At 53.2% G+C, this 22,845-nt stretch carries 19 protein-coding genes; 9 read left to right on the plus strand and 10 right to left on the minus strand.

Annotation, left to right across the window (positions count from 1 at the left end; translation table 11 throughout):
- The first annotated feature begins 3 nt into the window (after nt 1–3).
- Nucleotides 4–885, plus strand: coding sequence for a 50S ribosomal protein L11 methyltransferase (gene prmA, locus WN53_RS05250; RefSeq protein WP_021180783.1), 882 nt, complete (start codon nt 4–6; stop codon nt 883–885).
- 243 nt (nt 886–1,128) lie between these two features.
- On the opposite strand, the gene WN53_RS05255 is transcribed toward prmA, so the two are convergent.
- Nucleotides 1,129–2,259, minus strand: coding sequence for an RNA-guided endonuclease InsQ/TnpB family protein (locus tag WN53_RS05255; protein WP_046808430.1), 1,131 nt, complete (start codon nt 2,257–2,259; stop codon nt 1,129–1,131).
- A gap of 107 nt (nt 2,260–2,366) precedes the next feature.
- On the opposite strand from WN53_RS05255, the gene WN53_RS05260 reads away from it, so the two are divergent.
- The 3 genes from WN53_RS05260 to fis all read left to right on the plus strand — a co-directional run bounded on the left by WN53_RS05260 (nt 2,367) and on the right by fis (nt 4,740).
- Nucleotides 2,367–3,101: a carbonic anhydrase gene (locus tag WN53_RS05260; RefSeq protein WP_024483951.1), complete on the plus strand. Its 735-nt coding sequence runs from the start codon at nt 2,367–2,369 to the stop codon at nt 3,099–3,101.
- 355 nt (nt 3,102–3,456) lie between these two features.
- Complete coding sequence (dusB, locus tag WN53_RS05265) at nt 3,457–4,422, plus strand: tRNA dihydrouridine synthase DusB (protein ID WP_037411678.1); 966 nt, start codon at nt 3,457–3,459, stop codon at nt 4,420–4,422.
- Nucleotides 4,423–4,443: 21 nt separating this feature from the next.
- On the plus strand, nt 4,444–4,740 hold the full coding sequence (fis, locus tag WN53_RS05270) for a DNA-binding transcriptional regulator Fis (RefSeq protein WP_000462905.1): 297 nt from the start codon (nt 4,444–4,446) through the stop codon (nt 4,738–4,740).
- Nucleotides 4,741–4,819: 79 nt separating this feature from the next.
- Here fis and WN53_RS05275 read toward each other — a convergent pair whose 3' ends face one another.
- Nucleotides 4,820–8,137 carry an autotransporter outer membrane beta-barrel domain-containing protein gene (locus WN53_RS05275; RefSeq protein ID WP_037411681.1) on the minus strand — a complete coding sequence of 1,106 codons (3,318 nt, stop codon included), beginning with the start codon at nt 8,135–8,137 and terminating at the stop codon, nt 4,820–4,822.
- A 355-nt stretch (nt 8,138–8,492) separates the two neighbouring features.
- Here WN53_RS05275 and lpxP point away from each other — a divergent pair, with 355 nt between their 5' ends.
- Both lpxP and WN53_RS05285 read left to right on the plus strand, forming a co-directional pair.
- A complete protein-coding gene (gene lpxP / locus WN53_RS05280) occupies nt 8,493–9,413 on the plus strand; it encodes a kdo(2)-lipid IV(A) palmitoleoyltransferase (RefSeq protein ID WP_024483954.1) in 921 nt (306 codons plus the stop codon).
- 228 nt (nt 9,414–9,641) lie between these two features.
- Nucleotides 9,642–10,331, plus strand: a complete 690-nt coding sequence (locus WN53_RS05285; RefSeq protein ID WP_024483955.1) for a CTP synthase C-terminal region-related (seleno)protein — start codon at nt 9,642–9,644, stop codon at nt 10,329–10,331.
- Between the two features lie 31 nt (nt 10,332–10,362).
- On the opposite strand, the gene WN53_RS05290 is transcribed toward WN53_RS05285, so the two are convergent.
- Together WN53_RS05290 and WN53_RS05295 are read right to left on the minus strand one after the other, a co-directional pair.
- Entirely contained in the window at nt 10,363–11,052 is a 690-nt protein-coding gene (locus tag WN53_RS05290) for an LrgB family protein (protein ID WP_024483956.1), read from the minus strand.
- Nucleotides 11,045–11,467, minus strand: coding sequence for a CidA/LrgA family protein (locus tag WN53_RS05295; RefSeq protein ID WP_024483957.1), 423 nt, complete (start codon nt 11,465–11,467; stop codon nt 11,045–11,047). Before WN53_RS05295 ends, WN53_RS05290 begins: the two co-directional genes overlap by 8 nt.
- Before the next feature lie 134 nt (nt 11,468–11,601).
- On the opposite strand from WN53_RS05295, the gene WN53_RS05300 reads away from it, so the two are divergent.
- A complete protein-coding gene (locus tag WN53_RS05300; RefSeq protein WP_024483958.1) occupies nt 11,602–12,486 on the plus strand; it encodes a LysR family transcriptional regulator in 885 nt (294 codons plus the stop codon).
- 251 nt (nt 12,487–12,737) lie between these two features.
- On the plus strand, nt 12,738–14,465 hold the full coding sequence (locus WN53_RS05305; RefSeq protein WP_024483959.1) for a SulP family inorganic anion transporter: 1,728 nt from the start codon (nt 12,738–12,740) through the stop codon (nt 14,463–14,465).
- A gap of 36 nt (nt 14,466–14,501) precedes the next feature.
- On the opposite strand, the gene WN53_RS05310 is transcribed toward WN53_RS05305, so the two are convergent.
- The 6 genes from WN53_RS05310 to dcuC all read right to left on the minus strand — a co-directional run bounded on the left by WN53_RS05310 (nt 14,502) and on the right by dcuC (nt 21,237).
- Complete coding sequence (locus WN53_RS05310) at nt 14,502–16,151, minus strand: Na+/H+ antiporter (RefSeq protein WP_024483960.1); 1,650 nt, start codon at nt 16,149–16,151, stop codon at nt 14,502–14,504.
- Nucleotides 16,152–16,335: 184 nt separating this feature from the next.
- Nucleotides 16,336–17,697: an NCS2 family permease gene (locus tag WN53_RS05315; protein WP_024483961.1), complete on the minus strand. Its 1,362-nt coding sequence runs from the start codon at nt 17,695–17,697 to the stop codon at nt 16,336–16,338.
- Between the two features lie 389 nt (nt 17,698–18,086).
- Nucleotides 18,087–18,494, minus strand: coding sequence for a VOC family protein (locus WN53_RS05320; protein WP_024483962.1), 408 nt, complete (start codon nt 18,492–18,494; stop codon nt 18,087–18,089).
- 46 nt (nt 18,495–18,540) lie between these two features.
- Complete coding sequence (locus WN53_RS05325) at nt 18,541–19,209, minus strand: glutathione S-transferase family protein (protein WP_024483963.1); 669 nt, start codon at nt 19,207–19,209, stop codon at nt 18,541–18,543.
- Nucleotides 19,184–19,660: a lipocalin-like domain-containing protein gene (locus WN53_RS05330; RefSeq protein WP_024483964.1), complete on the minus strand. Its 477-nt coding sequence runs from the start codon at nt 19,658–19,660 to the stop codon at nt 19,184–19,186. The genes WN53_RS05325 and WN53_RS05330 overlap by 26 nt, the downstream gene beginning before the upstream one ends.
- Before the next feature lie 104 nt (nt 19,661–19,764).
- On the minus strand, nt 19,765–21,237 hold the full coding sequence (dcuC, locus tag WN53_RS05335; protein WP_024483965.1) for a C4-dicarboxylate transporter DcuC: 1,473 nt from the start codon (nt 21,235–21,237) through the stop codon (nt 19,765–19,767).
- A 204-nt stretch (nt 21,238–21,441) separates the two neighbouring features.
- Between dcuC and WN53_RS05340 the strand changes: the two genes are divergently transcribed.
- On the plus strand, nt 21,442–22,788 hold the full coding sequence (locus WN53_RS05340; protein WP_024483966.1) for a class-II fumarase/aspartase family protein: 1,347 nt from the start codon (nt 21,442–21,444) through the stop codon (nt 22,786–22,788).
- The last annotated feature ends 57 nt before the right edge of the window (nt 22,789–22,845 follow it).

Below are 22,845 nucleotides of genomic sequence, written 5' to 3' on the forward strand. Positions count from 1 at the left end.
GTTATGCCTTGGATCCAACTAAAACTGAACACCACCGGCAGCCAGGCAGAAGACCTGAGCGATGCGTTGGTTGAAAGCGGCGCGGTGTCGGTCACCTTTCAGGACACCCACGACAACCCGGTGTTTGAACCGCTGCCGGGCGAAACCCTGCTGTGGGGCGATACCGATGTGATCGGCCTGTATGATGCCGAAACCGATATGGCCGAAGTGGTCGCCATACTGGAACAGCACCCGTTGCTGGGCAACGGTTTCCGCCACAAAATCGAGCAGTTGGAAGATAAAGACTGGGAACGTGAGTGGATGGATAACTTCCACCCGATGCGTTTTGGCGAGCGCCTGTGGATTTGCCCAAGCTGGCGTGACGTGCCCGATCCGGACGCGGTGAACGTCATGCTCGACCCTGGCCTGGCGTTTGGCACCGGCACACACCCGACCACCGCGCTTTGCCTGCAATGGCTGGATGGATTGGATCTGGCCGGTAAAACCGTCATCGACTTCGGCTGTGGCTCCGGCATCCTGGCGATTGCCGCATTAAAACTCGGTGCCGCCCGCGCCATTGGCATCGACATCGATCCCCAGGCCATTCAGGCCAGCCGCGATAACGCACAGCGTAACGGCGTTTCAGAGCGTCTGGAGCTGTATCTGCCAAAAGACCAACCGGCCGATCTGTTGGCCGATGTGGTGGTGGCGAACATTCTCGCTGGCCCGCTGCGTGAACTGGCACCGTTAATCAGCGACCTGCCAAAATCCGGCGGCTATCTGGGCCTGTCAGGCGTACTGGCGACTCAAGCCGCCAGCGTAGCCGAAGCCTACCAGGATAAGTTCAACCTCGACCCGGTGGCCGAGCGCGAAGAGTGGTGCCGCATTACCGGCCAACGCAACTAATTACATTTTCCCCGCTTGCCAAAAACCATCGGAAATTTAATCAGTTCCGGTGGTTTTTTCTTTTCCTAAGAATCCGCCAGTTTATCCCGGCACTTGCTGGGAGTATTCTCCTGCTCGGAGTGAAGGCGGCCCGCAGCATATGAGCCGCCCACCCAGGATAATTGGTATTTTCATTGGACAAGGATCAGGAATTGACTGCTCCCCGCCCTAAAGGGCGAGGACTCCCACTTCACAGAGCCGAACCTAAGCCGCGTGCTGCGATTCAGGATTTACAGGCTCTCCGTGGGCTAACACTGCCAGCCCGGCAGCTTTGATATTACGCGCCGCGTTGATATCTCGATCATGGTCAGCTCCGCACTCAGGGCAGTGCCAGTGACGAACATCAAGAGGCATTTTTTCCATGGTGAAGCCGCAACAGCTACAGCGTTTTGAGGACGGGAAAAACTGATCTATGGCAACGACAGAACGCCCAGACCCTTTCGCCTTGTACTGTAGCTGCCGCACAAATTCACCCCATCCGGCATCGGATATCGCTTTCGATAGTTTGGGATTACGGAGCATGTTTTTCACTTTCAGGGATTCAACGCAAACAACTTGGTTCTCGTTTATCAGTTTGCGGGACAACTTATGCAGGCTGTCCATTCGGCAATCAGCCATTTTAGCGTGGAGCTTTGCGACTTTTAATCTTGCTTTAGCTCGGTTCCTTGAACCTTTTTTCTTCTTGCTCAATCGGCGCTGTAACAACGCTAAACGTTTCGCGTACTTCGCCGTGTGGCGGGGATTGCCGGTTTTAAATCCGCTATCTGTGACGAACAAATCTTTTAAACCCATATCAATACCCGTCATTTTTGCAGTAACAGGCAGTGATTTTGATTCAAATTCGCACAAGCAGGACACGAAATATCGACCTGATGCGTCTTTGGAAATGGTGACGGTTGAAGGTGTCGAGGGAAGTTCACGACTCCAGCGAACATGGAGTGGCGTTGTGCTTTTAGCCATGTACAGCGTGCCGTTACGGTATTTAAAGGCACTCGCCGTAAATTCAGCAGATTGTTTGTGGTGTTTGCTTTTGAATGTTGGGTACTTGGCACGCCCCGCAAAGAAGTTAGAAAAGGCGGTCTGTTGGTGGCGAAGAGTCTGCTGTAACGGGACGCAGGAAACATCATTCAGCCAGGTCAATTCAGGCTCTTTTTTTAGGGCGGTTAGTCGGGCATTGGCCTGAATGTAGCCGATCTTCTCCTGTCGTTCGCGGTACGCATCCGTTCGCCAGCGGAGAACTGAATTGTAGACAAAACGCACACAGCCGAAGGTGTGAGCTAAAAACTCAATCTGATCCTGTGTTGGATAAAACCGATATTTGTAGGCGCGTTTCATATGTACAAAATTACAGGAGTTATAGTGAAAAGACAAAAAGAAGTTAGCTTGAAAACTGCCTCCTTTCCTCCCCGGCCTAAAGGCCCAGGTTTCCCGGAGGCAATCTGATGAAAGGAAAAATGTTGCTTGCCGCCCTGTTGGCCGCCAGCTTCTCGATCGGTGCCGCAGAACATGCTCATTGGGGCTATGAAGGCCAGGAAGACCCGGCACATTGGGGTAAGCTTTCACCCGATTTTTCACTGTGTGAAACCGGTAAAAACCAGTCCCCGGTCAACATCCAAGGCGCACTGAAAACCCAGCACGGCAAGCTTGAGCTGGCTTTCCAGCCGGGCAAACAGCAAATCGTCAACAACGGGCACACCATTCAAGTCAACGTCAGCGAAGGTAACACCCTGCGGTTGGATAACGACACCTTCACGCTGCAACAGTTCCATTTCCACGCCCCGAGCGAAAATGAGATCGACGGCAAGCAGTTCCCACTGGAAGCGCACTTTGTCTACAAGGACAAAGACGGTGCCCTGGCGGTGCTGGCCCTGATGTTCCAACCAGGTAAAGCCAATCCGCAACTGGCACAGGCCTGGCAACAAATGCCTGCCGCCGTCGATCAGACCGCCGTGCTGAACAAGCCGCTGGATATCAAAGCGCTGCTGCCGAAACAGTTTAACTTCTACCGCTTCAGCGGTTCACTGACGACGCCACCCTGCTCTGAAGGGGTCAGTTGGTTGGTGCTAGATCAGCCTGTAAGCGCTTCTGCCGAACAAATCAGTCAATTCCACTCGGTAGTGCACCATAACAACAATCGTCCGGTACAGCCGCTCAACGGCCGCGTCATCGTCGATTGATTTCTGCCTGCGACATCTACCGCTGCCCTCACTGGGGTGGTGGTAATTCCCAGCACCATTCTTGCCGATTTGTCAAAGTATTAAGCTGAGAATGTTACAAATAACCTGATGTTACGATCTGTTATTACCGGCGCGTAAAGATAAAATCCTGCCGTTAATGGAATATTTTAGCGTACGCAAATTAAGCACAATCATACAAAGCATTGTTAAATAACCATAATATTTTCATCAAGGGTGCATAAACGCACTTTTATTGCCCAATAACTGTCGATTGGTCAAAGTTTGGCCTTTCATCTGAATGAAAAAATGCGTAATATACGCGCCCTTGCGGACACAGTATGGTCAGTCTTTGTCTATGCGCATTGGACACCACCAGTTAACAAATTGCCTGATTGCGGCCCCGATGGCCGGCATCACAGATCGCCCATTCAGAACCTTATGTCATGCAATGGGTGCTGGGATGGCTGTATCCGAAATGCTCTCCTCCAACCCGGAGGTGTGGCGCACGGATAAGTCACGTCTGCGTATGGTACATAGCGATGAACCAGGGATCCGTTCCGTGCAAATAGCCGGATGTGATCCTGATGATATGGCCGCCGCGGCGCGCATTAATGTGGCCAGCGGTGCACAGATCATCGACATCAATATGGGGTGCCCAGCCAAGAAAGTGAACCGGAAGCTTGCAGGGTCTGCGTTACTGCAGTACCCGGATCTGGTTAGACAGATCCTCCTCGCGGTGGTTAACGCGGTGGATGTGCCGGTAACACTTAAGATCCGAACCGGCTGGGAACCAGAGAACCGTAACTGTGTAGAAATTGCCCAACTGGCCGAAGATTGTGGTATACAGGCCCTGACGATTCATGGCCGAACCCGTGCCTGCCTGTTCAACGGCAACGCGGAGTACGACAGCATTCGGGCAGTTAAGCAGAATGTCTCCATTCCGATTATCGCGAATGGCGACATTACTGACCCGCATAAAGCCAGAGCAGTGCTCGACTACACTGGGGCTGATGCCCTGATGATAGGCCGTGCTGCTCAGGGGAGACCCTGGATCTTCCGGGAAATCCAGCATTATCTGGACACTGGGGAGCTGCTGCCACCGATGCCACTTGGCGAAGTGAAGCGCTTGTTAATAGGGCATATTCGGGAATTGCACGGCTTTTACGGCCAAGGCAAGGGATTCCGGATTGCTCGAAAGCACGTCTCTTGGTACTTACAGGAGCATGCCCCTAATGACCAGTTTCGGCGCACATTCAACGCCATAGAGGATGCCAGCGAACAGCTGGAGGCGTTGGAGGCATATTTCGAAAATCTTGCGTAACAAAAAAGAGCTGACAGAACTATGTTCGAACAACGCGTAAATTCTGACGTACTGACCGTTTCAACCGTGAACTCACAGGACCAAGTGACTCAAAAGCCTCTGCGTGACTCGGTTAAGCAAGCACTGAAGAACTATTTTGCTCAACTGAACGGTCAAGACGTTAACGATCTGTATGAGCTGGTACTGGCTGAAGTTGAACAGCCACTGTTGGACATGGTGATGCAGTACACCCGTGGCAACCAGACCCGTGCTGCCCTGATGATGGGGATCAACCGCGGTACACTGCGTAAGAAATTGAAAAAATACGGCATGAACTGATACTAGTCAGTCAAGCTGTTGAAAAAAGGCGCTTTTATCTCATTTGATAAGCGCCTTTTTCTTTTATCATACCGGCCTGTCAGAAACGCCAGGTGGCCGAAAGGTTGCCCGCTACCGAGTCATAGCCAGAACGGAACAGCTCGCTCTCTACCCCCAAGCCCAGCTCCACATCCCTATTGATTTGGTAACGAACCCCGGCTTTCACCCCCATGGAGTCACGCCCAGTCACCTGACTCTTGTTGCTGAAGCTCGCCGCGCGGTAGTTGGCGAAAGAGGCTTCTTGCGATACGTCGCTATCCAGCAACTCATGATCCCAGGTCAGTTGCAGATCGGCAGCAATAGCAGCGCCCGAAGAGAGCGGAAGATCCCAACTGCTGTTGACCCCAATGCTGGAGCGCAGAGAATCAAAAGTGCTCGAACCTAGCGCCAGGCGGCTACTGTCGTTGCCCGTTTCCGTCACGCTTGGGCGATGCAGGGTAGTGTAATTCAGTGCGGCCACCGGGCCAGCGCTCCATTGGTCATTCAGCGCCCAACGGTAGCCGCCACCAGCAGCAACAGAACCCGCCAATCCGGTCCAACTGGCATGTTGGCTCGCTTGATAAGTCTCGACGCTGATGCTGCGATCCAAACGGCTATCTTCTATGCCAAACCGGCCATTGCCGAATAAATACACCCCCGCTTGCCGATCGGCGGCATAACGAGCCTGGATACCCAGATCGAAAGCCGTGGTTTTACCGCTGGCGTTCTCCGGTGATTTGACCGTTACCGATTGTCCACTGACCGCACCATGGAAGCCATAAACCCAGTCGCTATTCTGTTCGCTGCGCTTGTCTGCACCAAAGACTATGCCGTAGCTGCTGGCATCATAGCCAACCTGACTACCCTGGCGCTGCTGCCAGAAACCGCCACCAAAGGGTATGGCAAAACTATGCCATTCGCCTGCAACCTGCTGCTCTGGCGTAGTGGGATGAGATCCGCTGACAATCCGCGTAATCTGCTGTTCACGATTGAGAGAGCTGGCGAACATCGCACTGTACGCTGCAGGGGAGAGCTGCGGCAAAGCACTGCTGATGCTCCCACCGTCGGCAGCAGAAAAGTCCAGCGTACGGTACAGCGGCTGGATGTCTGCACCTGCAACCGACACAATGTGGTCCAGCGCCTGGCCGACCTGCCGCGCATTGTTGTCCTGCGCATACTGGCTGTAGGCGTTGTCAGCACGCAGCATCGCGAGTTGCCAACGATCCTCACCCTGCGGCGTTGCCTGCAAGGCCAGCGTAGGCGAACTGAGTAAACCGTTCACCGTGCGGAATTCTCCGCTATGCGAGGTAGCTTTCAGCATCTCGCCCGAATCCAGCCGCCAGTCTGTTGCATACCAGTCTGGCTGCGGTGCGAACGTCAGTTGACCGTTGAATTCAGCATGGCCATTGACCACCAAGGTATCGTGTCCACCACGGCCATCGACCTCCAACAACAGCTGCCCATTCTCGCCCTGTTGATAAAGGCCGGTGACCTCGATTTGCCCCAACGAATTACCTGGCGAGAGGATACCGTCATTCACAAAGCGGCCCGCCGGGTTCAAGGTATAATCGCTGTTGCCAGCCAGCGTGGAGCCTGGTGCGATAGACATGCTGTAAATCTGGTGGTGGCCATTAAGCGAAGTGATCCCCCCGCGAGTGCTCAGCGCCAGATTGTCGATACCTTCAATATTTCCCCGATAGTTGAACCGGAAATTGGGGTCTGCCTGATCGGTGGCCTGCCCTTGCAAATTGGCCAGGCGCCCAAAGGTAAACTGGGTCAGGCGCTGCTGGCCATGCTCATCCAACTGGTTATAATCCGAGTAGATATTCCCTTCCAACTGGGCACCATTTAATAGATTAATATGGTTGACCAGCGCGTTTGGCGAGATATAAATCGCCGCACCTTTAGCGGCAACCCGGCCGCTAATATCCACATTATTGACCAGCGCCCCCTGTAGTTCCGGCAATAATGTTGCAGCCTGCCCACCAACATAATGTATCCAGGATCCCCGGTAATCCACATCGTTGCCCAGCAGGTTATTGCCAAAATCAAAACTGAGAGCAACGCCATTAGCGCCTAGCGCTTGAACATCGCCACGCTGAATTAGATTATGGTTCTTGCCATAAGCAAACATCACGCCGCGGCCATTGGCCCCGTCGGCGTATACGCGAGTGCCTGGCTCAACGTTCAGCGTGTTGTTTTGCCCATCGATACGAATACCTGCCCCACCGGCGCCCTGCGTTAACAGATCCGCTTGCTGGAAGATGTGGTTATTGCTGCCGTAAACATGCAAGCCAACGCCCAATGTCGCGGTATTATACTGCCCCACGATGTAGCCATCGCCCTGCTTGTTACGTAAAAAGTAACCATGTCGATTAACCAGCGTCTGCCCATCACCGTAGAGCGAAAAGCCGAAGAAATTACGCCGTTCGATCTGATAATCCATGTCCTGCAATAGCGCCAACTCGGCTTCCATAAACGTGGTGTAGTTGCGGTAATCCTGATGGCTCATCATGCTGTTTTTCAGCTCGATATGGCTCATATAGTTATCGTCAACCGAGCCATCGTCAGCCAACATTCTTACCGGAACGCCGGGCATGGCTCCCGCCAGCACTTCATCCACGTGTTTGCCCGTGAAATAGCCCTTATCGTGGCGCACATCAAAGCCTTGCGGATCCCATGAGTTATTGCACCCCTCGCAAAGTATGACCTGACCGGGGCGTGCCGGATTTCCATTGTCATCACGCAGATGCGCAGTCCAGGAGCCGAAAGGCATATCGGTGTCAAAAGCTGGGGTAAATGTCCCTTCCCCAGCCCAATCGGTGGCCATATTAGAAATACCCAGCCCATGAGCCAGTTCATGAACGGCAACACTGACCAGATCCGTTTTTCCGGAGCGAGGTAATTGCGCTGGGACATAGGGAATATGATCAAAATCCATTTTTCCCATGATAAATTGGCCATGAGAACCGAAGGTTAACTCGCCGGTATCAATACCGTTCAAAGCCCCCTGCAATTGGGTAATGCTGATTACACCATCGGTGACCGATTCGCTGGAGCCTGCAGCGTTCACATCATCAAAAGTGCCTACGTTGATGATGGCAGGCAGTTGATCGGGTCTGGGGGTAATGACTTCAGCCCAGTACCGCATGGCATCCAGTATTTTTTCTTTCTGCTGTTGATTCAGATCCCAGGTCGACTCAGCTGGCTGCGGTGAATTCGGTATAAAAGGGCCATCACCCACATCAAAAAAGCGGACTTGGAAGACAGCGATATTATTTGTGTTATAGACCAGGTAACTGTCTGCAGCGTAACTATTGTAACTGGGGAAAAAACTGGTTAACGCCACCGTGATGAATAGCTTTTTCAAATCAACCATCCTTGTGTACAAATGAAAGGAAAAATTTCCTTCAAGTATAGAAGGACATACCTCGTTTAAACAAAGAATCAACATAACTAACAAGAAATACCCCAATAGCCCTCTTTGTGGACGTATCACCCACCCACTCTCACACCCACGTTTTGTGTGGTATAATCGTGAATACGAGAGCCCCCTTCGCTGGCGAGCAGCCGTCCTTCCGAAGGCTAATAGCAATGCGAACCGCCCTTCGAATGTAAAAGTTTAGTCAGCGGCTAAACGATCGTTATGACTGGGTGTCAGAGTATGGTATCGCTATTGAGTCGCTTCTTTATGCGCTACAGGTTTCTACCCCCATTTCGCATACAGAGTTGATATGAAGCGTCCACAAACTTTTAAACGTGCGTTACTGCACCCTCGCTACTGGCTGACCTGGTTTGGCCTGGCGGTCCTGTTCCTGCTGGTTCAACTACCCTATCCCGTGCTGCACAAGCTCGGTGGCTGGATGGGCCGCACCTCTATGCGCTTCCTGAAACGCCGCGTGTCGATCACCCGCCGCAATCTTGAACTGTGCTTCCCGGAGATGGACGAAGCACAGCGCGAACGTCAAATCATTGGTAATTTCGAATCCCTCGGCATGGGTCTGCTGGAAACCGGCATGGCCTGGTTCTGGTCAGATAAACGCGTGAAGCGCTGGTTCAACGTGAGCGGCATCAACCACCTGAAACAGGCCCAGCAAAATGGCCGTGGCGTGCTGGTGATTGGGGTGCATTTCATGTCGCTGGAATTGGGCGGCCGGGCGATGGGCCTGTGTCAGCCGATGATGGCCATGTATCGCCCACACAATAACAAGGCGATGGAATGGGCGCAGACCAAAGGCCGCATGCGCTCCAACAAAGCCATGCTGGATCGCAAAGATCTGCGCGGCATGGTGCAAGCCCTGAAGCGCGGCGAAGCCGTATGGTTCGCTCCCGATCAGGATTACGGCCCACGTGGCAGCGTGTTTGCCCCGCTGTTTGCCGTCGATCAGGCCGCCACCACCAGTGGGACATTTATGCTGGCCCGCATGGCCAAACCGGCGCTGGTACCGGTCGTGCTCATCCGCCGCCCGAAAGGCTGTGGCTACGATCTGCTGATCCAACCGGCGTTAGAAGACTACCCAATCGACGATGAAGTGGCCGCCGCCGCCTACATGAATAAAGTGGTAGAAAAAGAGATCATGCGCGCTCCAGAGCAATATCTGTGGCTGCACCGCCGCTTCAAAACGCGCCCGACAGGTTCGCCTTCACTGTATTAAATTCGCTTTCTGGAAGGTGATGTTGATCAGTCGAGATCGGCAATCCCCCCTCACCCCAACCCTCTCCCACAGGGAGAGGGAGCCGTACGGAGCCGAAATCAGGTACGGCAACCCATCTGTAGCCCCCTATCAATCCCTCGCGCATTTTGTGCTCTCCTTTGAAAAAGTCAAAGACCCGTTTTTCACCCTGCTGTAACATCCTTTTTTACCCGCTCAGGAAAAGAAACGATGAAAACGCAGGTTCGTCTTGCTCTGATTGGTGATTACCGCAGCGAAGCCGTTGCCCACCAAGCCATCCCCACAGCTCTCCAACTTACCGCCTCACACCTCGATATTGATATCCAATCCCAATGGCTCCCCACAGAAACCCTGACCGATGTCTCTGCCCTACAGGGTTACGATGCTATCTGGGTGGTCCCTGGCAGCCCCTATCGCAACGATGACGGCGTATTTATGACGATCCGCCATGCTCGCGAGCAGAACATCCCTTTTCTAGGGTCTTGCGGTGGGTTTCAATATGCGGTGGTGGAATATGCGCGCAATGTGATGGGTTGGCACGATGCTGGTCACGCGGAGACCGATAGCGGGGGCCGCTTGGTGATCGCACCGCTGAGCTGTTCACTGGTTGAGAAAACCGGCACCATCCTTTTTCAGCCAAACACGCTGATCGCCCGCGCCTATGGCAAGCTGGAGACTCACGAAGGCTATCACTGTAACTTCGGAGTTAACCCTGAATTTGTGGCGGATTTGGAGCAACACCCGCTGATCATTAGTGGGCATGACATTGAAGGCGATGTGCGCTCGGTGGAACTGCCAGGGCACCGTTTTTATGCCGCTACCCTATTCCAGTCAGAACGTGCGGCGTTACGTGGGGAGCTTTCCCCACTGATTGTGGCTCTGATCCAGGCCGCTCGTTAAGCCTTGCCGGGGGCTAGCCCCAGCCCCCTGATTACCACATCAAGCGCCCGATCAAGGGCGCCCCGATCACCGTGATAATCCCCGCCAACATCATCACCAGGCTAGACACTACGCCTTCCTGCTGGCCTATTTCATAGGCTCTGGCGGTACCGGCACCGTGGGAAGAGGCACCAAACCCCGCCCCTTTCGCCAGACCGCTGCGCACCGAGAGGCGCAGGAACAGCATATCGCCTACCGCCATGCCAAACACGCCGGTGATCACCACAAACAGCGCCACCAAATCGGGTTGGCCGCCCATCTGTTTCGCCGCTTCCAGCGCGAACGGCGTAGTGATGGAACGCACCGCCAGGCTGCGCTGCACCTCATCCGGTAACGTCAACCAACGGGCCAGCCACACCGAGCTGTAAACGGCTACCACCACCGCGGTAAGCACCCCGACGCTGAGAGAAAGCCAATGGCGGCGAATAATATGCAGGTTTTCATAGACCGGCACGGCAAAGGCGATAGTTGCCGGGCCAAGCAGCCACAGCAGCCAGTGCGTTTCACCGATATAGCTCTGATACGAGATATGTGTCACCACCAGCAACAGCACCAATACCATCGGCGTCAGCACCAACGGCATCAACAGCAGGCTACGGCGGCGGCGGTAGAGCCATTTATTGGCAAAATAGAGGACGAGTGTCACCACCAAGCAGGTGATGCTGAGGATCACGTCATTCATTACGCATTTTCCGCCGTTGCAGCCAGATCTCGAAACGATAAACGCGATCCACCACCAGCCCGGTCGCTCCCAGCGTCAGCATGGTGCTAATGGCAATCACCAGAAAAATCTTCCAGCCCTCCACCATCAACAGTTGGGCATAGTTCACCACCGCCACCACCGCTGGCACAAAAAACAGCAGCATTTCGGCCAGTAGCCAACGCGACCCCGCTTTTACCCAGTTAAGCGGCAAAATGCGCAGCAGGATCAGCGCCAACATCATCAACATGCCCACGATGTTGGCGGGTAAAGGCAGATGAAACTGTTGCACCAGCCGATCGGCAAGCAGGAATAACAAGGCATACAGCACCACTTGGATCGGCACCTGTAGGCGGACCAGGAAAGCAGGCGCAGCACGGCGTAAAGCCAGAGACATGAAAGCAACCTCAGAAAAAATCAAGGCTTACAGTATACGCAGCCGGGAAACCCTGCCTGAAATGAATTAAAATCATCAACATCATGCCATAAGGGAATAGTTTCCCGGCGGCACCGCCTTCAGGAGAGCCCAAAGTGGATGTCCGCACCCTGCGTTATTTTGTGGAAGTTGTCCGCCAGCAAAGTTTCACCCGCGCGGCCGAGAAGCTGTTTGTTACCCAACCCACCATCAGCAAAATGTTGCGCCATCTGGAAGATGAGTTGGAGTGCACACTGCTGGTACGCGAAGGGCGCAAGCTGCATCTCACCGACAGCGGACAAGCGGTCTATCAGCGCGGCTTGGCGATCCTGGATGAGTTCCGTCAGTTAGAGGCCGAACTGGATGACATCAGCTCGGTGAAAAAGGGTGTGCTGCGGCTGGGTATTCCCCCCATGGTCGGCAGGCAGATTGCCGGTTTGATCCGTCAGTTCCGCCAGACCTATCCGGGTATCGAATTGAAGATCTCCGAACTGGGCGGCCTTTCGGTTGAACAGGCGGTGTTAACCGGAGAGTTGGACTTGGCGATGACGATACTGCCCGCAGTCTCTGACCAGCCATTGACCTTTTTGCCCCTGCTAAGCCACCCGATGTGCGTAGTTGTGCCAAAGACGGCACACTGGCTCAACCGCACCAGCATCGCGATCAATGAGTTGGCCGAGTGGCCAATCCTGATTTATAACGAAGACTTCACGCTGTATAAAATGCTGATGGCCGCTTTTCAGCAGGCGGGCTTCGAACCCAAGATTGCCGTACGCAGCGGCCAGTGGGATTTTCTGGCGGCGATGGTGCAGGCCGGTGTGGGAATTGCCACCTTACCGGAGCCAGTCTGCCAATGGCTGGATAAAGAAAACCTGATCTGGCTGCCGCTGGAGCCACGAATGGAGTGGCAAGTGGGGCTGATCTGGCGCCAGGGCAGTTACCTTTCCCACAGCGCCCAAGCTTGGATAGCCTGCTGCCGGGAGTATTGGCCTCAGCCTTAATAGTCTTCTGTTTCCCCTCACCCCAACCCTCTCCCAAAGGGCGAGGGAGCCGATTCAGAGCGCCTATCAAGTAGCGTGATCAATCTGTGGCCCGTAAAGTCCCTCTCATTGCATAACGGCAGCAAATTCACGTCATAATCCACTGCTATACTTCGGCTAATGCGCGCCAAAAATCACTAAAAAACCGCTGATTTACTCTTCCGGCCAACGAAAGAGACAGCATGCCCCTTATTCAGCCGGATGGAAAAGATATGCAGCGGAAATCCCTCCAGAGTATCGCTCCTGGCCTGATGAACCTGCTCGCTTACGAGCGTAGCTGGTTGAAACCTGATATCCGAGCTGGCCTCTCGGTGGCGGCAGTGGCATTACCGGTGGCGATTGCCTACGCCGAGCTGGCTGGCGTGAGCGCCATCGTCGGGCTTTACTCCTGTATTCTACCGATGATCGCCTACGCCATTTTTGGTTCATCGCGTCAGTTGATCGTCGGACCTGATGCAGCCACCTGCGCGGTCATCGCCGCAGTAGTCACTCCGCTAGCGGCAGGCCATACCGAGCTGCACTGGCAATTGACCATCGTGATGACCCTGATGATGGGAGCCTGGTGCCTGATTGCCAGCCGCTTCAAGTTGGGAGCCATTGCAGACCTGCTGTCACGCCCGATCCTCAATGGGTTGCTCAACGGCGTGGCGCTGACGATTATCGTCAATCAGATCAGCAAGATATTCGGTTTTTCCTCGCCCTCCAGCGAGCTGATTGAACGCATCTACGCACTGCCGGTTAACTTACTCAACAGCCATTGGCCCACGGTGCTTATGTCACTGCTGACGCTGCTGATCCTGCTTGGCGTCCACTATACCCGCCCTAACTGGCCCGCCCCGCTGTTCGCCGTGGTGCTGACGACGGCGTTGACCTGGGCGGCGAATTTGCCGCATTTTGGCATTGAAACGGTTGGGGGCTATACCGGTGGCGGTTTGCCCATGGTGTCATGGCCGAATTTTAAACCCGGGCTGCTGCGCGATCTGGTGATCCCGGCGCTCAACCTGGCCGTCGTCAGCTTTGTCAGCATGATGCTGACCACCAGGAGCTTTGCGGCAAAAAATGGCTACGAAGTTGACGCCGATAGCGAGTTTCGTGCGCTGGGGCTGGTGAATATCGTCTCCGGGCTTTCGCAGGGATTCGCCATCAGCGGTGCCAACTCCCGTACCGCCGTTAACGATGCCAACGGCGGCAAAAGCCAGCTGGTCTCGGTGATTGCCGCGCTGGCGATCGCTTTGGTAGTGGCATTTTTTAGCGAGCCGCTGCAGTTTATCCCCATCGCGGTACTTGGCGTGGTACTGATTTACGCCTCTTGGTCGCTGCTGGATATGCGCAGCATTTTCCGGCTGCGTAAACGCAATCGCCCCGCGTTCTATCTGGCGCTGTTTACTTTCTTGAGCGTGCTGCTGGTAGGGATCATTCCCGGCATTGGGCTGGCGGTGCTGCTGGGCCTGTTGCAGTTTCTACAGACGGTTTTCCGGCCTACCGAGCAGCTGCTGGGGGTCAATGCAGACGGTATGATCCATTCGCTAGGTAAGAGCAACGGCATCCAGCCGGTCGATGGCGTCATTATGTACCGCTTTAATTCGCCGTTGACCTACTTTAACGTCGCCTATTTCAAGCGGCGGATCACCACTCTGGTCGATGGATCGCAGGACCAGCCACGTTGGGTGGTGATTGACGCGGTGGCCAGCTTCACCCATGCGGATATCAGCGTGCTCGCGGCTGTCGAAGAATTGAAGCGGGATCTGCAACTACGGGGGATCGGCCTGGTACTTGCAGGCCGCCGTACCGAATTGACACGCTGGTTTCGCCTGGATCGCTCCGGCAGCAAGGAGAATAAACTGATCCTGGTTCCCGACCTGTATCTGGCGTTGAAGCTGATCCAAAGCAAGGAGAGTAAAGCGCAAAGGGAGCGAGATGCCGAAGCCTTGGCTGAGTAAGATAAGGGCCGCATAGCGGCCCCCGTACAGATGTGGTTAGCCTTCTCGCTCAACCAGCAAGGCTTCCAGCAGATCGAGATCGTGCAGCAGTTTTTGCAGCGTCTCGTTGCTGATTTTTTGCGTGGCGCGCAGGTGATAAAGCTCACCACGCTCCGCCCGCAAGGCGGTCAAACGGAAACGCCGCTCGAGGTTTTCCAGCGCCAGCGCATTTTCGATATCGTCTTTACTGGCAATACGCCGCCGCAACATTCCGGTCACCCTGGAACTGACCTCTTTGAGCACCTGCGGATCGAGGTTTTCCTCGGTGTCTGCCACCAACCGCTCTTCCATCTTGTTGATGCTCTCAATCGCCACCTCGGCAGCCATGGCAATCGCCATGCGCTCTTCGGTCTTGCTGGCGCTCTTATCTGCGACATGCACCCCGCGCAGCAATAACGGCAACGCCAGTACACCAACGATCAGTGACAGCAAAATCACCCCGGCGGCGATAAACACCAGCTGATAGCGCGCCGGGAAGGCGGTGCCATCGCTAAGTAACAGCGGGATAGAAAGCACACCGGCCAGCGTAATCGCCCCACGCACGCCAGCGAAAGAAGCGACCCACAGCTCACGTATGCTGTAATCGCCAAACTGTAGAGGGCGCTTTTTCATAAAGCGATTACTGGCCTTTTTCATCACCCACAGCCAGCTGAAACGCAGCACCAGCAGCGCGGCGTAGATAATCGCCACGTCGGTGAACAGATACCAGGTCTCGATAGTCGGATCCAGTTCAGCCTGCACAATCGAGGTTTCCAGGATCCCCGGCAGTTGCAGCCCCAACATGATGAACACCATGCCGTTGAACACGAACTCCAGCATCGCCCAGACGCTGTTAGCGCGCAAACGCATGGCCAGCGGTGCGTTACGGATCACGCCAGACTGGCTGATGGTCATCCCCGCCGCGACGGCAGCCAGAATGCCGGACACGCCGATATGTTCGGCAATCAGATAGGAGGCAAAAGGCAACAACAGCAGCAACACAATCTGCGTGGCCGGATCGTCTCCGCTCCAACGGCTCATCACGCGCAGCGATTTACTGTAGGTCCAGGTCACCGCTACACCGGCCAGAAGACCACCGATCGCCACCTTCAGAAACTCCATGGAGGCACCACCGACGGTGAACACCATGGTGCCCATCGCCACCGCGATGGCAAATTTTAACGATACCAGGCCGGAAGCGTCATTCATCAACGCCTCGCCTTCCAGCACACTCATGATGCTTCTGGGGATGCGCCCTTTGCCAACAATGCCACCCAGTGCCACGGCATCGGTAGGTGACAACACCGCCGCCAGCGCAAACGCAGCAACCAACGGAATACCCGGCACCATCATGTAAATGAGATACCCAACTCCGACAACGGTGATCAACACCAGCACCAATGCCAGCCCCAGGATTTCACGTCCGTGGTGCAGGAATTCGCGTGTCGGTGTTTTCCAACCGTCGGCAAACAGCAATGGAGGAATAAACAGCACTAAAAACAGTTCGGGGTCAAAATCAACGTGCAGCCCGAAATTCGGCCAGGCTAACAGGGCCCCAATGGCAATTTGCATCAAGGGTAACGGGATCTGGAACGGCAACATGCGTGTTACCACCCCAGACAGGGAGACCACCAGGATCAAAATGAGGATTGTAAAAAATATTTCCATGCTTTCCTTAGACTCTTAAGTTCAGATCACCAAAGCGCGCGGGTAATAGTGTCCGAATAGTAGATCACTTTTTTTCTCAGTTATAAAGCTTGTTGTGCCTTTCAAAACACGTCGCAGCAAAGAGGGAGAATAGTCTTAAGGAAATAAACAACGGGGCCGGAGGATGGCCCCGTTGAAGAAAGGCTTAAATTGCCCAACCACCCGCATAGAATGCCACCAGCGCCACCGCGATTAACACGGTACCGATGTTCAGCCTACGCCATTCACCAGAGAACACGCGGCCAATCACCAGCGAGCTGAAGCCCAGCATGATGCCAGTCACGATGTTACAGGTCAGCACGATAAACACCGCGCACAGCAAACCGGCCATGGCGTCGACAAAGTCGTCGAAATCCAGCTTGGTGACGTTGCTCAACATCAGCAGGCCAACGTACATCAGCGCAGGAGCGGTGGCGTACACTGGCACCAGATAGGACAGCGGCGACAGGAACAGGATCAGCAGGAACAACAAACCGACCACGGTGGCCGTCAGGCCGGTTTTACCTCCCGCCGCCGTACCCGCGGCAGATTCGATATAAACCGCGGCAGGTGCAGCCCCAACCAGCCCGGAGAAGATGCTGCTCAGGGAATCAGAAGTCAGCGCTTTGCCACCGTTAATGATCTGGCCATCTTTATCCAGCAGATTGGCCTGCCCGGCAACCGCACGGATGGTGCCCGTGGCGTCGAACACCGCAGTCATTACCAATGCCAACACGCTTGGCAATACCACCGGTTGTAACGCCCCCATGATATCCAGGCTGAAGATCAGCGATTTACCATCCGGCCCCGCCAGGCTAGGCATGGCGAACAACCCTTGGTACTTCACCGCCGGGTCGAAAATCAGGCCGATAACCGAAATGGCAATAATGACCAGCAAGATGCCGCCAGGTACACGCAGTTTTTCCAGGCCGAAGATCACCGCCAACCCGATTAACGTCATCACCACCGGAAACGAGGTAAATGCTCCCAGCGCTACCGGCAAGCCATCCAGCGGATTTTTCACCACCAGGCCGACACCGTTAGCCGCGATCAGCAGCAGGAACAGGCCGATACCAATACCGGTGCCGTGCGCCACTCCCATTGGCAGGTTACGCAGGATCCAGGAACGGATACCGGTAATCGAGATAATGGTAAACAGGATCCCCATCAGGAATACGGCGCCCAACGCCACGGGAATGCTGATCTGCTGACCCAGCACCAGACTAAAGGCGGTGAACGCCGTCAGTGAAATGGCACAACCAATCGCCATCGGCAGGTTGGCCCACAAGCCCATCAGCAACGACCCCAAACCGGCAACCAGGCAGGTGGCAACGAATACCGCAGTCGGTGGGAAACCGGCTTTACCCAGCATGCTGGGAACCACGATCACCGAGTAGACCATCGCCAGGAAGGTGGTTAACCCTGCCACCACTTCCTGACGCACGTTGGTACCCCGTGCTGTAAGTTTAAAATACGCATCAAGCCCGCCTTTAGGTGTCTCGGCGTTATTTGCTTGAGAATTCGACATGTTGCTGTCCCCTGTTTTTCATTGCTGCCAGCCTGGATGAAATGGCTTGTTATCCCACTGATGCATGGTCATTACGAAACCGTTTCCGTCACGTTCGCTTCCTTACCCTTCAGGAACGCGGCAACAGACGCCGTGTAAAAGGCAAACGTTTAACTCTCATCGCATGCAGCGGGTGATTTATGGTGGTCTTATCCCCAAAAATCCCAAACGCTACTGGGAGGGATTTTCAAGGCAAACGATTATCTAGCCTTCTATGCCGTCTGATCAACTAAAGATCGCGACAATTTATGCGAAAGTGCATTGGCAACGCTCATTGTTGAAGATGTGAGGTTTATCACATTACGACTTGATAGAGGGGAGTTCGCCCCGACAGCTTGGGGCGGAAAAGATTATTGCGATTGCATCGCCTGCTCATCCATGTACATCAACTCCCAGATATGACCATCCAAATCCTGGAAGCCATGGCCATACATAGTGCCGTAATCCTGTGGCTGATTATAAGTATTGCCACCGGCAGCAATGGCTTTGCGTACCAACGCATCTACCGCAGCACGGCTGGGTTGCGACAGGCAAATCAGCACTTCCGTCGCTTTGTTGGCATCGCTGATGGGATTGGGGGTAAACAGTAGGAATTTCTCGTGAGTCAGCAACATCACGTAAATACTCTCACTCACGACCATGCAGGCGGCAGTGTCATCGGTAAACTGCGGGTTGAAGATAAACCCCAGTTGGCGGAAGAACTCGATAGAAGCGGGCAAATTGCTGACGGGCAGGTTAACAAAAATTTGCGTAGCCATGGGCTACCTCCTATGAAAGTGACCCTATCGAGTATAGTTCAAGCCTTCAACCCAGCACGCTAAACGGCCCCCCCTGTTCCAGAGCCCGCTGATACGCAGGACGCGCGTGAATGCGTTGCAGATAGTCTTGCAGTTTCGGGCACCCCTCTAGCCCGCCTCGCCCGGCTAACGCCTCCACCGGGAAACTCATCTGGATATCCGCAGCGCTGAATTCATTGCCTACAAACCAGGTGCTTTTATTCAGATGTTGCTCCAGATAATCGCGATGCGTCGCAATCTGCTTATCCAGATACTCTTTCTGTACCCCTTTACCGATCGCCCCGGCAACCGGGCGTATCACCCATGGGATTGGCGGGTGTCCTAAACGGCTAAACACCAGTTTCATTACCAGCAGCGGCATCAACGACCCTTCTGCATAGTGCAGCCAATAGCGATACTCCTGGCGAGCGTGGAAATCCGTGGGCGTGAATAACCCTTGCGCGTCATAGGCTTCCTGCAAGTATTCAATAATGGCACCCGACTCGGCCAGCGTCAGATCGCCGTCTACCACTACCGGCGATTTACCCAACGGGTGGATCTTTTTCAACTCTGGCGGTGCCAACATGGTGGTTTTATCGCGTTGATAACGTAGAACCTGATAGGGAACACCGAGCTCCTCCAAGAACCACAAGATGCGCTGCGAACGCGAGTTATTCAGATGATGCACGATAATCATGGTTTTCTCCCTCGACGGCCTGGAGCCGTTGCCACACCAATTCGCCAATCTGCACGCGGTTATCCAGCTGCAACGGTACGGTGCGTAATGTGAGTGTCTCGCCAGTGAAACTGTAGAAGCGGATCTGCTGGCTACCTAGCCAGTTGGGGAACGAACAGCCCTCGACCCGATGAATGACGCACTGTTTATCTTCATCAATCCGATAGCGGCCAAAGTAACAGAGCATATTCACAAAGGCGGTGCGGATCTCTCGATCGCTGCCCTTCGCCAAATCCTCCGAGGCAAACCTTGGCCGCGTTGCGCTATAGAGCTGCGCTGCCATGGTGCCATTGGCCTCATAGTTAATCCGCCCCAACACCTGCTCGCCCAAAGGGTGATGTATTGCCCCATCCTCCCCTTTGAATACGGAAGAAACCAGCGCCCAACTGCCAATGAACCGGTCTGCCATCATCACATACACTCCTTAAACGCCCTGGTTAAAAGGTAGTTGTGATTTCAACTATCGCCAATGATGCCTATGAATGAGTTTAATGCTCTGACTTTGGCCTTATTCACTCACAAATAGGACAGAGAAAGCACCATCATCAGGACATAGGCAATGGTTAATTGCACACAGTTTCTTTTGATTATCTGGAACGGCGTCACCCCTACAAAGCCAGACACGGCGATAATAACACCTGAAATTGGCGAAAAGCTCCGCCCTAAACTGGCTGAAAAATGCAACGGTACCAACATCTTAAACACCGAAATGCCCGCACCTTTCGCCACTTCAGCACTAAGAGGTGCAAAGGCATTAAACACCGTACCGGTCCCCATGATCACTGAGCCACAGAAAATCAGTAAACTAAACAGAACGACGATGACCGTAGCATAGTGACCCTCATTAGGAATAAAGCCAAACAACGTATCAATAAAGCCAATTTTTATAATCCCCGCCACCAAAACCTGAGCACAAAGCAGAATAGAGACCACGGTAATAAAAGACTGCCCCATCTGATCGAATAGCCCAAGCACCTTATCGGTTGATTTCTTGAGGTCGAAGGTTCTGATTGAATCAATCAGGAAAGCAATAAAGAACGATAAAATAATCGCCGAAACCACATCAATTTTAATTTGCAAATAAGAGGGGAGGTACTCCTCCACCAGGCTGGAGAAAACGAAGAGAATGATCATTGGAACGACAGGCAGCAGAGCATAATATGTCGGAACATCCCTCGAAATGTCAGCGTTCTTGGCCTGGCTTTCGCTATCATCTTCATTTACAGCTTCTTTCCTGTCCCAGTATGCCTGCATCACCATATGAGATATCCCGATGACAACGAAGAGGATGGCAACAATAGGGACCTGCTTATCCACAAAGAATGAAAACAGGTCATATCCAGTGAGTTCGGAAATCAGCACACTCCCGGTAGCGGATGGCCCATAGTCAATACATATTCCAGAGGCAATCACTGAGGCTACAGCCGCTTTTGAACATCCAATAGAACGTAAAACCGGATATAGCGTTGTGAGCATCAAAAGAGCCAACCCTGAAGGGCTTGAAATAAACAAGGCTAAAACCTGCATCAGGATATAACAACAGCCTAAAAGTACGTACTTCGCATTGATTCTCTTGAGGGGCTTAATACAAACCCCAACCAGTTTTGCCGAAGCACCAATATCGTTCATGTATCTTGAAAAGCCGGCAATAACCATAATAATCAAGCCAAGCTTGGAAATGCTATCGGAAAAAAGCACTTTGATTTCAATGAAGATATCAATAAATTTGGAACCAGACGCTGCCTTGGTAATACTGACATCAGGAAAGGCAATAACCGTTGCAATCAAGAGAATAATGCCCCCGGTTAAAATCACAGCTTGAGCATAGTATTTCTTTGCGATGCCGGCGCAAACCAACACAATCACCAGAAAGGTGATAGCAAGAATAAAGGGTTTGTCACCAAACAGGTGCTTCAACGCGCCAAGCGCCATTAAACCCATGATAATAAACAATATCTTTTTAGCTTGATTCAACATTACCCTTTGCATGATGACTCACCTTTGCATGAAGTAGCACCCGACAACTACCATTACCTTTATGATATGATCACATAACCAATAAAACATGTGATAACGATCTCAAAAGCAATAAAACGCAATAAAACGGCAGATCACGGTTGACTACGCTGCTTTTTCACACCAATAATCAAAAAAGGAATACATACATAACCAAAATGTAATGAGAGGTATGTTATGAATACGGGTATGTTCGAATCATGCATTACCGGCCACTGGTTCAATCCCCAAGCGGTTGAACTCTGGTCTGATGTTAAAACTATACAAGCATGGCTAGACGTCGAAGCGGCTCTTGCTCAAGCACAGGCAAAATTGAGGGTTATCCCCGAAGAGTGTGCGCAAAAAATCACCCAATCCGCTAACGCAGATTTGCTGAACATTGACGCTATCAAGCAAGGGATCCGGGAAACTTGTCACCCGTTCGTACCGGTCTTAAGAGAGTTTGAACGTGTTTGCGGCAAACAAGCTGCGGGCTATATTCACTGGGGGGCCACCACTCAAAACATCTTTGATACGGCTGCGTCTTTACAGCTTCGTGCCAGCCATAACCTCATCACCGGTTATCTGGAAAAGGCATTGCTCTCTTTTTCCTCACTGGCTTTAAAATCAAAGAGCTACACTCAGGCGGGAAGAACTCATGGGCAGCACGCCCTGCCAATCACTTTTGGCTTTAAGGTCGCGTCATGGTTTGCTGAACTTCAGCGCATCAAAAACAGGCTCTCCAATGCCACGTCAGAGGCTTTTACTGTCAGCCTGGGAGGGGCCGTAGGAACCTTCTCTGCCATGGAAGGCAAAGGCCGGGAGATTCAGGAGGGCATGGCTGCCTTACTTAATCTGACATCCAACACGATCCCGGTACGCACCTCCAGCGACTCACAAACACATTACGTCGCCATTCTTGGGCAATTGGCGAGCTTTACTGAAAAAGTCGCTCAGGAAATCATTTTCTTGCAAAGAACGGAACTGGCCGAACTGGAAGAAAGTTTCCATCATGGCAAGGTTGGCAGCTCCACGATGGCCCAGAAGCGTAATCCGCAAAATGCGCAAAACCTGGTTGGCCTTTCACAATTGCTACGCGCCCGTGTTCCCTTATCATACATGGCGATGCTCAAAATGAATGAAGGTGACGCTGCGGAAAGTAATGTGATGGATGTCACTCTTCCCGAAGTGGCTATTCTGGCAGTCTCGATCAGTGAAAATCTGTTTAAACTGATCGACGGATTACAGGTTTATCCGGAAAAAATGCTGGAAAACATCAAGCTGACCAAAGGCCTTATTCTCTCAGAATCTATCATGATGGCTCTTGCCAAAGACATCGGCCGTGCCGAAGCACACCATATATTGTACGAAGCCGCCATGGAGTCGGTGTTAACTGGCGCAGCGTTTTCCGATTGCATTCGTGCTCAACTCATCAAGGAAGATGTCGTTGCAACAATAGATATCGATAAATTACTTGATGAGGCAAGCTATATCGGGGAAGCCGAGAGCTGTGTTGATTTTGTCTTGCAGAATGTAAAAAGATAAACAGCGCTTTACCCATGCTGCCTCTGGTATATCCGAAGGGCTCATTTATACATCAAT

Origin of the sequence: Serratia fonticola (genome assembly GCF_001006005.1) — a bacterium.
In the GTDB taxonomy this organism is placed as follows: Bacteria; Pseudomonadota; Gammaproteobacteria; order Enterobacterales; family Enterobacteriaceae; genus Chania; species Chania fonticola.

Coding starts and splice junctions, on each gene's coding strand:
- WN53_RS05255 (WP_046808430.1), bottom strand. CDS start 2,259: ATGAAACGCGCCTACAAATATCGGTTTTATCCAACACAGGATCAGATT.
- WN53_RS05325 (WP_024483963.1), bottom strand. CDS start 19,209: ATGATTATCGTGCATCATCTGAATAACTCGCGTTCGCAGCGCATCTTG.
- dcuC (WP_024483965.1), bottom strand. CDS start 21,237: ATGCAAAGGGTAATGTTGAATCAAGCTAAAAAGATATTGTTTATTATC.
- WN53_RS05305 (WP_024483959.1), top strand. CDS start 12,738: ATGCAGCGGAAATCCCTCCAGAGTATCGCTCCTGGCCTGATGAACCTG.
- WN53_RS05290 (WP_024483956.1), bottom strand. CDS start 11,052: ATGAATGACGTGATCCTCAGCATCACCTGCTTGGTGGTGACACTCGTC.
- WN53_RS05295 (WP_024483957.1), bottom strand. CDS start 11,467: ATGTCTCTGGCTTTACGCCGTGCTGCGCCTGCTTTCCTGGTCCGCCTA.
- fis (WP_000462905.1), top strand. CDS start 4,444: ATGTTCGAACAACGCGTAAATTCTGACGTACTGACCGTTTCAACCGTG.
- WN53_RS05320 (WP_024483962.1), bottom strand. CDS start 18,494: ATGGCTACGCAAATTTTTGTTAACCTGCCCGTCAGCAATTTGCCCGCT.
- dusB (WP_037411678.1), top strand. CDS start 3,457: ATGCGCATTGGACACCACCAGTTAACAAATTGCCTGATTGCGGCCCCG.
- WN53_RS05340 (WP_024483966.1), top strand. CDS start 21,442: ATGAATACGGGTATGTTCGAATCATGCATTACCGGCCACTGGTTCAAT.
- WN53_RS05260 (WP_024483951.1), top strand. CDS start 2,367: ATGAAAGGAAAAATGTTGCTTGCCGCCCTGTTGGCCGCCAGCTTCTCG.
- WN53_RS05310 (WP_024483960.1), bottom strand. CDS start 16,151: ATGGAAATATTTTTTACAATCCTCATTTTGATCCTGGTGGTCTCCCTG.
- WN53_RS05315 (WP_024483961.1), bottom strand. CDS start 17,697: ATGTCGAATTCTCAAGCAAATAACGCCGAGACACCTAAAGGCGGGCTT.
- WN53_RS05330 (WP_024483964.1), bottom strand. CDS start 19,660: ATGATGGCAGACCGGTTCATTGGCAGTTGGGCGCTGGTTTCTTCCGTA.
- lpxP (WP_024483954.1), top strand. CDS start 8,493: ATGAAGCGTCCACAAACTTTTAAACGTGCGTTACTGCACCCTCGCTAC.
- WN53_RS05275 (WP_037411681.1), bottom strand. CDS start 8,137: ATGGTTGATTTGAAAAAGCTATTCATCACGGTGGCGTTAACCAGTTTT.
- WN53_RS05285 (WP_024483955.1), top strand. CDS start 9,642: ATGAAAACGCAGGTTCGTCTTGCTCTGATTGGTGATTACCGCAGCGAA.
- prmA (WP_021180783.1), top strand. CDS start 4: ATGCCTTGGATCCAACTAAAACTGAACACCACCGGCAGCCAGGCAGAA.